The sequence below is a fragment of the Bacillus sp. FJAT-25509 genome, assembly GCF_001420605.1.
Classification (GTDB): domain Bacteria; phylum Bacillota; class Bacilli; order Bacillales; family Bacillaceae_G; genus Gottfriedia.
Genome location: NZ_LJIZ01000011.1, coordinates 54,143 through 66,436 on the forward strand (window position 1 = coordinate 54,143; position 12,294 = coordinate 66,436).

At 31.7% G+C, this 12,294-nt stretch carries 15 protein-coding genes; 2 read left to right on the forward strand and 13 right to left on the reverse strand.

Annotated features, from left to right (window positions below; translation table 11 throughout):
- Positions 1-14: 14 nt before the first annotated feature.
- Both AN960_RS06555 and AN960_RS06560 read right to left on the reverse strand, forming a co-directional pair.
- Positions 15-788, reverse strand: coding sequence for a Cof-type HAD-IIB family hydrolase (locus AN960_RS06555; RefSeq protein ID WP_056468572.1), 774 nt, complete (start codon positions 786-788; stop codon positions 15-17).
- 15 nt (positions 789-803) lie between these two features.
- The gene (locus AN960_RS06560; RefSeq protein WP_056468575.1) at positions 804-1,712 is read right to left on the reverse strand and encodes a DMT family transporter; all 909 of its coding nucleotides are present in this window, start codon (positions 1,710-1,712) and stop codon (positions 804-806) included.
- Between the two features lie 348 nt (positions 1,713-2,060).
- Here AN960_RS06560 and AN960_RS06565 point away from each other — a divergent pair, with 348 nt between their 5' ends.
- Together AN960_RS06565 and rnjA are read left to right on the forward strand one after the other, a co-directional pair.
- Complete coding sequence (locus tag AN960_RS06565; RefSeq protein ID WP_056468578.1) at positions 2,061-2,273, forward strand: DNA-dependent RNA polymerase subunit epsilon; 213 nt, start codon at positions 2,061-2,063, stop codon at positions 2,271-2,273.
- A gap of 3 nt (positions 2,274-2,276) precedes the next feature.
- Complete coding sequence (gene rnjA, locus AN960_RS06570) at positions 2,277-3,944, forward strand: ribonuclease J1 (protein WP_056468579.1); 1,668 nt, start codon at positions 2,277-2,279, stop codon at positions 3,942-3,944.
- Positions 3,945-4,064: 120 nt separating this feature from the next.
- Here rnjA and AN960_RS06575 read toward each other — a convergent pair whose 3' ends face one another.
- The 11 genes from AN960_RS06575 to AN960_RS06625 form a co-directional block, all read right to left on the reverse strand.
- Entirely contained in the window at positions 4,065-4,343 is a 279-nt protein-coding gene (locus AN960_RS06575) for a DUF3977 family protein (RefSeq protein ID WP_056468582.1), read from the reverse strand.
- 79 nt (positions 4,344-4,422) lie between these two features.
- Entirely contained in the window at positions 4,423-4,881 is a 459-nt protein-coding gene (locus tag AN960_RS06580; protein WP_056468585.1) for a hypothetical protein, read from the reverse strand.
- 177 nt (positions 4,882-5,058) lie between these two features.
- Complete coding sequence (locus AN960_RS06585) at positions 5,059-6,093, reverse strand: cytochrome d ubiquinol oxidase subunit II (RefSeq protein ID WP_082459398.1); 1,035 nt, start codon at positions 6,091-6,093, stop codon at positions 5,059-5,061.
- Positions 6,094-6,251: 158 nt separating this feature from the next.
- The gene (locus AN960_RS06590; RefSeq protein ID WP_056468588.1) at positions 6,252-6,707 is read right to left on the reverse strand and encodes a TlpA family protein disulfide reductase; all 456 of its coding nucleotides are present in this window, start codon (positions 6,705-6,707) and stop codon (positions 6,252-6,254) included.
- A 246-nt stretch (positions 6,708-6,953) separates the two neighbouring features.
- On the reverse strand, positions 6,954-7,496 hold the full coding sequence (locus AN960_RS06595) for a peroxiredoxin (protein WP_056468592.1): 543 nt from the start codon (positions 7,494-7,496) through the stop codon (positions 6,954-6,956).
- Positions 7,497-7,607: 111 nt separating this feature from the next.
- Complete coding sequence (locus AN960_RS06600) at positions 7,608-8,723, reverse strand: N-acetyldiaminopimelate deacetylase (protein WP_056468595.1); 1,116 nt, start codon at positions 8,721-8,723, stop codon at positions 7,608-7,610.
- A gap of 55 nt (positions 8,724-8,778) precedes the next feature.
- Positions 8,779-9,495, reverse strand: a complete 717-nt coding sequence (dapD, locus tag AN960_RS06605) for a 2,3,4,5-tetrahydropyridine-2,6-dicarboxylate N-acetyltransferase (RefSeq protein WP_056468599.1) — start codon at positions 9,493-9,495, stop codon at positions 8,779-8,781.
- A gap of 76 nt (positions 9,496-9,571) precedes the next feature.
- Positions 9,572-10,447 (reverse strand): transcriptional regulator CcpC, encoded by an 876-nt coding sequence (gene ccpC, locus AN960_RS06610; protein WP_056468602.1) that lies wholly within the window; start codon positions 10,445-10,447, stop codon positions 9,572-9,574.
- A gap of 118 nt (positions 10,448-10,565) precedes the next feature.
- The gene (cbpB, locus tag AN960_RS06615) at positions 10,566-11,012 is read right to left on the reverse strand and encodes a cyclic-di-AMP-binding protein CbpB (RefSeq protein ID WP_056468606.1); all 447 of its coding nucleotides are present in this window, start codon (positions 11,010-11,012) and stop codon (positions 10,566-10,568) included.
- A 295-nt stretch (positions 11,013-11,307) separates the two neighbouring features.
- Complete coding sequence (gene abbA / locus AN960_RS06620) at positions 11,308-11,499, reverse strand: antirepressor AbbA (RefSeq protein WP_056468609.1); 192 nt, start codon at positions 11,497-11,499, stop codon at positions 11,308-11,310.
- Positions 11,500-11,552: 53 nt separating this feature from the next.
- Positions 11,553-12,026, reverse strand: coding sequence for a ribonuclease H-like YkuK family protein (locus AN960_RS06625; protein WP_390312802.1), 474 nt, complete (start codon positions 12,024-12,026; stop codon positions 11,553-11,555).
- Positions 12,027-12,294 lie beyond the last annotated feature (268 nt).

Here is a 12,294-nt window from a genome sequence, read left to right on the forward strand (position 1 = left end):
TTTGTCTAACATACTTAAAGAAGTCCGGCCCATTTTAAACCGTTTAAAATTCCATCTTCATCAACATTCGTTGTAATATGATTAGCTAATTTTTTAAGTGGATCTACTGCATTCCCCATGGCGATACCCGTACCTACTTTTTCGATCATTTCTAAATCATTTAATCCGTCACCAAATGCGATTACATTTTGCATATCAAATCCAAGATGGTTTACCATTTGAAGTATTCCATTCGCTTTAGAACCTCCAACTGGTAAGACATCTGACGAATATTCATGCCAGCGAATAAAATTAAAATCATTAAATCCATTTGTTAATGATGGCTCTTGATGCTCCTCGCAGAAAAGTAATACTTGGTAAATTTCACGATTATGATAAAAATCATGCTGAACTTCAGGATGTTGCATTCTAATCGATGTCATTGCTTCTTTTATATGAGGATGTGAATCAATTGACGCTCTCATTGTCTCATTATTTAAATAAATAAGCGGTATACTTAGTTCTTTTGCTTTTTGAGTAAATTGGTGAAGTTGTTCTGGATGTAGAGCATGTTTGTGAATAGCTTCACCTTCAAATTCAGCATATTGCCCATTTAAGCTTACAAAACTATTTATATTTAACTCTTCACGAATTTCTTTAAACATGAATGGCGCACGACCAGTTGCAATCGCTACGTGGATATCTCTATTTTGAAGTTCCGAAATTGCGTTCTTTGTACTTTCCGGAATTACTTTATCATGATTTAAAATCGTTCCATCAATATCAAAAAAAACGATTGGTTTAGTCATATTATTCTCTCCTCACTAAGACGCTGCATTTGCTTTTGAATTATTCATTTTTGACTTCTGTTTACTATTCGTAATAAATACTCCAAGAAGTACGATTAATAGCCCCAAAATCATTTTGAAAGATAAAGGTTCGTTTAAAAAGAAAAATCCCCAAATAGAAGCAAATACAGGTACTATATAAGTAACCATTGTTGCAAATTCTGCACTTCCCTCTTTAACCATATAATAAAATAATAAATATGCCAACCCCGAACATATAACGCCTAGTCCAAACACACCACTAAAAACTTCAAAATTAACAAATGGTTTTATTGTGCCCTTCCCTAAAACGACCATATAAATAAAGCCGATTACACCAGAAATACCTAAGGTTAAAAATGAAACAATCAATACATCAATTTTTTGTAAATACTTTTTAGTTAGATGTGAACCAAGTCCATAACAAAAAGTAACAAATAACATTAATAGTGAATAAATTATATTATCGGAGAAAATTGTTGATGGATTAAGATTCATCATTATCATAACTCCAACGATCCCTACCATAAGTCCAATCCATTGTTTTCTATGAATTTTTTGAGAAAAGAAAAAGTATCCAATAATAAGTGTTGCAATTGGCGTAAAAGCATTTAATACTGCCGCTTGATTACTTTGTAGATGGGTCTCACTAAAAGATAAAAAAAGCCACGGTATTGCATGATTAAATAATGAGATCGCAATAATTAATCCCATTTTCGGTAAATTTTTATAATCAATCTTTACCTTTTTAATTAACATAATAATTAATAATGTCATAGCACCAAAGAAACAGCGATAAAATACAATTGCTTCTGGCCCCATATCGTTTAAAAGGAGCTTAATAAATAAAAAAGATGTACTCCAAATAATACTTAATAAAAACAAGGCTGCATATAACTTCTTCACTTTCTTCTCCCCTTAACTTTAAGATATCCTCTATTTTAACTGCTTTTCTGAATATATTGAATGAAAATGTTTTTTCGAACAATACTACATTTAAATATACTATGTCCGTGTTCTCTACATATAAGTTTAATTTCATGTCTTGGAGGTAAAACTAATGTTACGTAAACTTAGAAAAAAATTAAAAAAACGGCTAAAACAATTTTTGAAAAAGAAGAAATATATCTCAATAATTTCAAATTTTTTTTTAAAATGACCGTATTTTAGGTAATCTTCAATAAAAAGAATGAAAATATATAGAAAATCACTTATAATATTGAGAAGATAGTGATTTGACAAGGAGAGATTTAAATGATTTTTAAAGTATACTATCAGGAATTACCATTAGAGGTACCTGTAAGAGAAAAAACTAAAACAGTTTATGTAGAAGCAGACAGTGAAAGAGAAGTTCGTGCGAAATTATTACCTTTCAATTATAATATTGAGCTTGTTCAAGCTTTAACCGGTGCTCATCTTGAATTCGAAAAACAAAGTGAAAGCTTTAAAATTTTGGAGCTAGCGTAATTTATGAAATTTCTTAAAAATGATCAAGCTGCCGTATTCGCACTAGGTGGCTTAGGGGAAATTGGTAAAAATACATACGCAGTACAATATCAAGATGAAATTATATTAATAGATGCCGGAATCAAGTTCCCTGAAGATGAGCTACTAGGGATAGACTACGTTATACCTGATTATTCCTACTTAGTTCGAAATGAGGAAAAAATTAAAGGTTTATTTATCACTCACGGACATGAAGACCACATTGGTGGTATTCCATATTTATTAAGAGAATTAAACATTCCAATTTATGGTGGTAAACTTGCCTTAGCTTTAATCAAAAATAAACTTGAAGAGCACGGTCTATTACGTAAAGCTAAATTAATAGAAATCAAAGAAGATGACATCATCAAATTCAGAAAAACTAGTGTTACATTTTACCGTACTACACATAGTATTCCTGATTGTTATGGTATCGTCGTTAAAACTCCTCAAGGACAAGTTGTCCATACAGGTGATTTTAAATTTGATTTCACACCTGTTGGAGATTCGGCTAATTTAACTAAAATGGCTGAAATAGGAAAAGAAGGTGTCTTATGCTTACTTTCAGATAGTACGAACAGTGAGGTTTCTCACTTTACGATGTCAGAAAGAAAAGTTGGTGACACGATCAGTGAAATTTTCCGTAAGGTTGATGGTCGTATCATTTTTGCTACTTTCGCTTCTAATATTCACCGTCTTCAACAAGTTGTCGAATCTGCTATTGCAAACGGACGTAAAATTGCTGTTTTTGGTAGAAGTATGGAAGCAAATATCGAGATCGGTCATGACCTAGGATATATCAAATGTCCTAAAGATACATTTATTGATGCATCTCAAATTAATCGTATTCCGGCTAACCAATTAGTCATTTTATGTACAGGTAGTCAAGGTGAGCCTATGGCTGCATTATCACGTATAGCAAATGGTACACATCGTCAAATTCAAATTATTCCTGGAGATACTGTAGTATTTTCTTCTTCACCAATTCCAGGTAATACAATGAGCGTAAATCGTACAATTAACTTACTATATCGTGCTGGCGCTGAAGTAATTCATGGATCATTAAATGATATTCATACTAGTGGTCATGGTGGTCAAGAAGAGCAAAAATTAATGCTTAGACTGATGAAACCTAAATACTTTATGCCGATTCACGGTGAATATAGAATGCAGCGCATGCATGCTAAGCTTGCTATGGACTGTGGAGTACCTGAAGAAAACTGCTTTATCATGGATAATGGTGAAGTTTTAGCTCTTCGTGCCGACGAGGCTATGGTTGCAGGAAAAGTACCTTCTGGTAATGTTTATATTGATGGAAGCGGTATCGGGGATATTGGTAATATCGTTTTAAGAGACCGTAGAATTTTATCTGAAGAAGGTCTTGTAATCGTTGTCGTAAGCATCGATATGAAGGAATTTAAAATCTCAGCAGGCCCAGATATCATTTCACGCGGTTTCGTTTATATGAGAGAAAGTGGCGATTTAATAAACGAAGCACAAGCAATGATTTCTACTCATTTAAACAAAATCATGGAACGTAAAACTTCTCAATGGTCAGAAATAAAAAATGAAATTACTGATACTTTATCACCTTTCTTATACGAAAAAACAAAACGTAAACCAATGATTCTCCCAATTATTATGGAAGTTTAATCATTAGGACATGTTAAAAGGGCGATCTCAAAAGTCAAAATACTTTTGAGACCGCCCTTTTTTTATAAAAATGCAATGTTAAATTTATTGTTGATTTTGAACTAAAATAAGGTTTTCTAATTAGACAACCTTAGGAACACTTATACCACTAATGCACTGCGCTAGTTCAATACTTATCCCAAAAATAAATTTAAAATGATTACGTTTCTTTTTTATACGTTTAAAGCCTTCTTTTGAGTCAATTATTATAACTGTTCTAGCTAGCCAAATTCTTATATATAAAGAATTAATTTTTAAGGGTCCAATAATTCCCTTTTCTTCAAATTCTGTCCCATCTTCTAATTCTGTTTCTGTCCTAACTAACCAAGTATTACCGATTCCAAACTCAATAAATTTCAAACAAAACTCTCCCTTTTTAAAAGATAACTTATACAACTATTACATTGCGTTAGTTACATAAAAAAATCGAATGCTCTATTTAAATCCCCAAATGATATAAATAAAAATTACCTTCTGATAATTTCTCTGCCATTGCTATCATTTTTTCTACTTTGCTAATTAATTCGTCTCGATTGATGAATAACTTTTCATATTCTCCATATCCATCATCTTCCTCATAAACAAAATTACCTCTAAGTTTTAACACTTTGGGTCCATTTCTAAATAAGTCTTTCCATGAAGTAAATATTGCAATTATCTTTTCTGAAGACTGTTGTTCAAATAGAGTCTCTCCATAATAATTAAGTCCTTTTCTATTCATGTTCCCACTAGTTGATGGATTTTTACTAGGTATCCAATTTAAAGAGTCCATTATATATTGGATAATATCATCATGTATTCTAACGCTTTCAATTACATTATTGTTTTTTCTTAATTTCCAAATTTGGTTTACGCTAATTGTATCTGGAATAAGATAAAATTCATGCTCTAACCCCATTAATTCCTCCTAAATAGTCTTTTTGTTAATTTTATAATACCATTTCTTATGAAACTAAACCGCCACTTAGTTGCATAAGTAAATCAGCAAACTGTTTTCACAGAGCCTATAAAAAATAAAAAACCACAGAATTCATTAATTCGTGGTATTCCATAATAATAAATATTTATCTTCTTATTAATCTTGAAAGTCATTTTTATCATTACTTTTTAAAAACACTTTCATAAAGAAAGGTTTATTAAGAACTAAAAATATAAAATACACAGTAAATAAGATAAAAAATACTACAAACAGTATAATTAGCACGATTGCTAAACTACTCTTAGCAAAACTTGTTTCGATTCTTAAATAAGGATATAAGATAAATGGTAGATGACTTATTCCATATCCAAAAAATGCGAAGAAATATTGCAATAATACTAATATAAACGCTAAACCATATCTTTTTCTTTTTATTACAAAATAAATCGCTATACAAAAGCAAATAAAAGATAGAAGGAAGAATTCCCATACATTATGCATTCGATCAAAATGAACTTTATTATGTAATTTCATTGACAAAAATACGATGATACTTGAAATAATAGTTGGTAATGACCACACTAGTACATACTTTCTTAATTTAATTTCCGACTCTGTATCATTTATAAGATTTGCAGAATAAATTAAAAACATTGCACTAATAAATAGAACTGAACATACAGCTAAAAGCATTACAGATAGTGAATATGAATTCGTAATTAATTTAAATGGATAAAATCGTATATCTGTTCCATTCTCGATAATAAAACCACCTTCAGAAATTGTTAAAACAGTCGATAATGTAACAGGTATCAATAGACTTGTCGCGCCATACAAAATTAAAAAGAACTTACTCCTATTTCCGCCGTATTGCTGAAAAGTATAAAACGAGCCCCTAATTGCTAAAAAAATCATCGCTACACTACCTGGAACTAATAGTGGAACACCATAATAATATGCTACCCTCGGGAATATACCAACTACTCCTATAAAGAAGAAAATGAAAAATAATGTAGCCAGCTCCCAAATAGATGAAAGATGTCGATTTATTAAGCCAATTAATTTTGGTTCTTCTTTAGTTGTAATCGTATAAAACGCATAAAATCCTGCACCAAAATCAATTGAAGCAATAATCATGTAGGCATATAAAAACAACCATAAGATAAAGATTGCGATTGTTTGAATCTCCAAACTTTTTTCCTCCTACAGAATAATTCCTTAAACTAAAGATTAGTTTTCTTTCATTATAACTATAAAATACACTTTCTACTAGTTTCAAGATGAAGATTGCTCAAACACAAAAAGAGACTTTTAAAAAAAGTCTCCCAAGTGATGATGCAATCTGAAAATTATTCTACTTTTGCCGCTTCATCTAGTACGCGATTAACACGTTTTTCTAACATTGGCATTCCGCCTTCTCCAGCTTGGAAGTGGCGTAATACACCTGTTTTATCAAATACGTAATATGATGGTACGTATTTATTTTCAAAAGCATCTGTAATTGTATGTTGGTTATCAACTAATATTGTTTGTGTAATTCCATGTTCTTCAGCAACTTCTTTAATTTTATCGATATCTAAATCATCTTCAGATCTTGGCATATGAACACTTACTACATTTAATCGATCTTTATATTCATCTCTGAAAGCATTAATGTTTGGCATTGCTACTTTACATAAATGGCAACTAACAGACCAAAAATGAATTAATGTTGGTTTGTCACCGATTAGGTTTTCTTTTTGAATTTCTCCATTTAATACTGTTGTTGCACCATCTAATTCAGGCATTGGTGAGCGCAGTCTCATTTTATAGTCCTCCTACTTGTTTCATTAGCTCTAAGTGAGCTTGTTCTACTTTTCGTTTTGTCTAGTTCCAGGCGTTAGACCCTCGAGGTCATAAGTCAATGACCGATAAAAGTAAAAACCAACTTTTCTCGGTCCTTGCCTTATGCTTGTCGGGTCTTTAACAAACGCCTTCCACTTTTCGTAATTGTGTTTAAAAAGGCCTAACTATGAGTTAGACCTTTGACATTAATTCTTAATTGTTTAGAATTATAGAGTTGCTTGACCTGGTTTCCAGTTAGCTGGGCAAAGTCCACCAGTTTGTAAAGCTTGAAGTACACGTAAAACTTCATCAACTTCACGACCGATGTTGTTATGGTGTACTACTTGGTACATTAATTCACCCTCTGGGCTGATGATGAATAATCCACGTAATGCAATACCTTCTTCTTCAATTAATACGCCATAGTCACGAGAAATAGCGTGGTTTGTATCTGCACCTAATGCATATTTTAATTGACCTAAGCCATTATCTTTACGATCAGTGTTGATCCATGCTAAGTGAGTGTGAATTGTATCTGTAGAAACACCTACAACTTCTGCATCAAGATCTTCAAACTCGTCGTAACGATCAGAGATTGCTACGATTTCAGTTGGACATACAAAAGTGAAGTCCATTGGATAGAAGTATAATACTGTCCATTTATCGTTTTTCATGTTTTCTTCTAAGCTTACTTTACCAAATTCTTTATTTGCTAAAACTGCTTCCATTTCAAAGCGTGGTGCTTGTTTTCCTACTAAACGTTCTGCCATCGTTATTACCTCCAATATTTATGTAACTATTTATCATACAAGTGATATTATAGTAAACTACTTATTTAAAGTCAATATTAATTTATAATTATTATTAACTGAAAATCATTTTCATTGTTGCTTTTTCATAAAGTCAGATATAAATCGAATCATTAATGGAATTACATTTTCATCTGGGTTTAATTTTTGATTATGGAGTCCGAATTCCGAATTTACGCCAATCCAAAACATCAGGCCTGGAATTTCTTTTGTCATATAACCAAAATCTTCACCTGTCATTGCAACATTGCAAAGCACGGCCTCAATACCGTCATATTGTTTCGCAAAATTAAAAAATTCATTCGTCAACGATTCATCGTTTATTACTCCATAGTAATTACTTCCAAAATCTACTTCTATTTTACACTGAAAACTCTCTTGAAATCCATTCACAAGACTTTCAATTCTATTTTTTAATTTCAGCATTGCTTCTTCACTTAACGCTCGCATCGTACCTTCTATTCGAACATGATCTGCAATAACATTTTGAACTGTACCACCAGTTATTTTTCCAATCGTAATGACAGCACTATCTAATGGATTTACATTTCTTGATACTACTGATTGAACTTGAGTGATAAAATGACTTGATGCAACGATCATATCATTCGTTAAATGAGGGAAAGCTGCGTGACCGCTTAAGCCATGAAAATCAATAAAAAGTTCTGATGTATGCGCAAATAACATACCAGGTTTCGTTGCAATTGTACCAACAGGATATTCAGGTGCTATATGTAAACCATAGATTACATCTGGTTTAAATGGTTTAAATTCTTCACTTTTAAGTAAGGGTTCCGCTCCACCTGGGCCTTCCTCTGCTGGTTGAAAAATAAATACGACATCGTCATCGATTGGCTCATTAACAATATTAGTCAGAACACCAAGCGCAATGCTCATATGTACATCATGGCCACAGGCATGCATATTGCCTTCATGAATCGATGAAAACTCTAATCCTGTGTTTTCTTTCATTGGTAATCCATCAATGTCTGTACGGTAACCAATCGTTCTAGTAGATTTTAACCCTTTTACTCGAACGAAAATACCTGTTCTCCATGTATCAATTACCATTCTTTCTTGATTTAAACTAGATAAATAATCTAGTAAATACGCTTGTGTTTTGAATTCTTGAAAACCAAGTTCAGGGATTAAATGTAAATCCCTTCTAATTTTAATAAATGAATCCATTTTAACTCCTCCAAAAAAAGCGTAGAAAAATAAATTCTACGCTTACTTCTTGTTATTATTGATTTAGTTGACGTAAAGCCTGAATGATTTCAGTTTTTGAAATTGTTTTATCATCGATATCTTTGATTTTTCTAGCAGGAACACCTGCAACCACAGTATAAGGAGCAACGTCTTCAGTAACAATTGCACCTGCAGCTACTACTGCGCCTTCACCTACTCTAATACCTTCTAAAACTACTGCATTTGCACCAATTAGTACATTGTCTTCAAGAATAACTGGGTTTGCTGATGGTGGCTCAATTACGCCAGCTAAAACAGCACCAGCACCTACGTGACAGTTTTTACCTGTTGTAGCACGACCACCAAGTACGGCGTTCATATCGATCATTGTACCTTCTCCAATTACTGCACCGATATTAATTACAGCACCCATCATAATAACTGAATTGTCACCAATTGTAACTTGATCACGAATAAACGCACCTGGCTCGATACGAGCTTTAATACCTTTAGCATCTAAAAGTGGAATTGCTGAATTACGACGATCTGATTCTACTACATAATCTTCTATGTATTCTTTTTGCTCTTCAAGGATTACTTTAACATCATCCCACTCACCAAATAAAACTCCAGAATTTTGAGAAATAAATGATTGAACTGATTCAGAAATAGTAAGCTTGTCTAATTGACCTTTTACATAAACCTTTACAGGTGTTTTTTTCGTGCTATTTGCAATAAATGCAATAATTTCATTTGCGTCCATTAATTTCATAATGAATTGCCCCCTTTATTATTATCAATAAGAATACTCTATCAAATCTAGTAAGTAACTAGCAACATTTTGTCGATTAATCTTTATTTTTTTTTCGAATTGATTCTATAAATCCTTCTACTTGTTTTAATTTCATTGCATCTCGATTATAAAGTAAGTATGTATCGCGATATAAACCTGATTGTTCTTTTGTAATTAAAGGTGTTTTTATAATATTTTCATCACTAACATCATGTAATACAGAGGAAGGTAAGATCGCAAAGCCTAAACCATTCAAAACAAATTGCTTACATGTTTCAATTTGATCGACTACAATTTCATGTTTTGGTAATGAATTAAAATGCTCATACCACCATGACTGGATAAGCTGATAATAATTTGAATTACTTTTAAACTGAATAAATGGTCTTTGAATTGTTTTATATTCCTCTAGACTATGTTTTTTTGTATCAACTAATAATAATTCATCAGAAAATAGTAATTCCTTTTCTCCAAACCAATTTTGGTTTCCTCTGACAATTGCTAGATGAACTTCATTTTCATATAAGCGATTTGTAATTTCACTACTCCAACCTGTAAAAAGTGAAACTTGTACTTCAGGATAGCTTGACACATATTTTTTTAAAACTGGTGGTAACCAGTATTGCGCAACAACAGAAGAAACGGCAATCTTTAAAGTACCCGAAATATCGGATTTTAAAATTTGTAACTGCTCTAACATTGTTTGATATGTTTCTTCCATCTTTTTCGCGTAATTTAATATGATTTCACCAGATGCAGTAATAATCAATCCTTTTTGAGAACGAATAAACAATTCACTACCAATCTGCTTCTCTAAATTTTGTAGCCTTTGACTTAAAGCTGGTTGAGAAACAAATAACCTCTCTGCTGCCTTCCTCATATTCTTCTCTTCAGACAAAGTAATTATTAAACGTATATCATCAATTTGCACATAATCCCCCCTTGCCTTTATTCATAAAAATTGGATTTGACTCGTCAACAATTCTTTTTCCCAAGAAAACCAACATTAAAAAAGTAAGTCAATTTGATGATGACTTACTTTTTAATCGCTAATGCTTATTATATCTTCTCACATTTTTATTCAATTGTTTTAAAATCGCTCTACGAGTTAATATACCTTCAAAAGTATTATTAGCATCAACCACACATACAAATGGATGATCAATTACAGATTCAAGCCCTTTAGCGAGCGTATCAGTCGTTTTTAATAAAGGTATCTCAGTACCCATTACCTCTTCAACTTTCATATTACTCAAACGTTCAAATTCAATTCTTTCTAATCCAAGTATTCCGTCTAATATCATAGACGTACTAATTAAACCTAGCAACTGAAACTTCGGATTTAACACTGGAATTGAAGAGTATCCAGATTTTGTAAGTACTAATAATGCATGCTCCAAACTGTTACCAATTTGTACATGAGCTACTTTTTCACTTGATATAATTACTTCTTCTACTTTATGTTCAAAAAATTGTGAACCATCAATACTAATCACAAACATCGTCCCCCAATAGAAAAGCAAAAGTATTTAAAAATGGTAGAAATTATCTATTCATAAACAAACATCAAATAAATACACATACAACTTTGCTATTCATCTGTATGGAAAAAATCCTATACACTATTTTATTCGATTAAGGACTATGTCCCCATCCCTATATTATCAGATTTGTAACCCCTTTCCAATTTAACTTTTCTTAAAAATTTACTTATTTATCTATAACTATTCAAAAAACAAAAAAACGTTTAGATAAATAATTTATTATCTAAACGTTCATCTATATTTGTCTTCATAGCCCTAAATCCCTTAATTTTTGATATAAATGAATCAATCTTTCATATTGATCCTCGCCTGCATCCATTAATCCATTTTCTATATCCGTTATCTGTGATGAAATGAGTTCAATTGCATAATTTTGTTTCATCACTGTGTCGACCAATAAAGACAGTTCATCTTCTGTGAAATTTTGTTCACTTAGCATCCATCATCCCTCCTAATCCTCATTCTAATCAATGTTTATTTAGTTTAAACTTCTTATTTTGTAAATTTATTTGCATAACTAAATGCTGTATAAGAATCAGGTTTTATCTTAGGAATGATGCCCATTGCAGATACTTTAGATGTCATTTCTTGTATAAACTCTTTCGTTAGCCCCATCGTACCAATGTCTAGATGAATTTCAAAACTAAAATTATTCGAATTAGCATTTTCATGAAGAGGACTAAAAATTTTTTCTAAATGAAAAGGTGATAATAAAAAAGCTATTTCCTGACTATACATAGTTTCTAGAAATATTTTCTCTTTTAAATTTCGGATTTTCTTGTGATGCCAACAAGTATGTAAACATCCCCAAGCGCCATTACCTACTCTATGCAAGTGAAGTGCCGTAATAAACTTAGTTCCATTACTATGAACTTGAGAATCTGTTCCAATGGAAAGTCGATATTGTTTATTAGGATCATTTTTTACAAAATGATATAGCCGATCAACTACATGATCAAAACTCATATTTCTCTCACTTACATTGTAAAATCGATACTGATCTTTATTCACGTATATGACCTCCCTTTTCATAACAATACATAATAATGTATTCATTAAGAATTGGGATTAGCACGACCTTACTATTTTGTAATAAAATATTAAAGAAAATCTGCTATAGTTAGTATTTATAATTACTATAAAAAAGACTGTTTAAATTTGGACTTACCCCTGTCAAGTAGACACATTTAAATAAGACCGACTAAGCAGCCGTTGTTAACCTGTATTTTACAGG

Coding starts and splice junctions, on each gene's coding strand:
- AN960_RS06555 (WP_056468572.1), bottom strand. CDS start 788: ATGACTAAACCAATCGTTTTTTTTGATATTGATGGAACGATTTTAAAT.
- AN960_RS06565 (WP_056468578.1), top strand. CDS start 2,061: ATGATTTTTAAAGTATACTATCAGGAATTACCATTAGAGGTACCTGTA.
- rnjA (WP_056468579.1), top strand. CDS start 2,277: ATGAAATTTCTTAAAAATGATCAAGCTGCCGTATTCGCACTAGGTGGC.
- AN960_RS06580 (WP_056468585.1), bottom strand. CDS start 4,881: ATGGGGTTAGAGCATGAATTTTATCTTATTCCAGATACAATTAGCGTA.
- AN960_RS06590 (WP_056468588.1), bottom strand. CDS start 6,707: ATGAGACTGCGCTCACCAATGCCTGAATTAGATGGTGCAACAACAGTA.
- AN960_RS06595 (WP_056468592.1), bottom strand. CDS start 7,496: ATGGCAGAACGTTTAGTAGGAAAACAAGCACCACGCTTTGAAATGGAA.
- AN960_RS06600 (WP_056468595.1), bottom strand. CDS start 8,723: ATGGATTCATTTATTAAAATTAGAAGGGATTTACATTTAATCCCTGAA.
- dapD (WP_056468599.1), bottom strand. CDS start 9,495: ATGAAATTAATGGACGCAAATGAAATTATTGCATTTATTGCAAATAGC.
- abbA (WP_056468609.1), bottom strand. CDS start 11,499: ATGCTAAGTGAACAAAATTTCACAGAAGATGAACTGTCTTTATTGGTC.
- AN960_RS06625 (WP_390312802.1), bottom strand. CDS start 12,026: ATGAGTTTTGATCATGTAGTTGATCGGCTATATCATTTTGTAAAAAAT.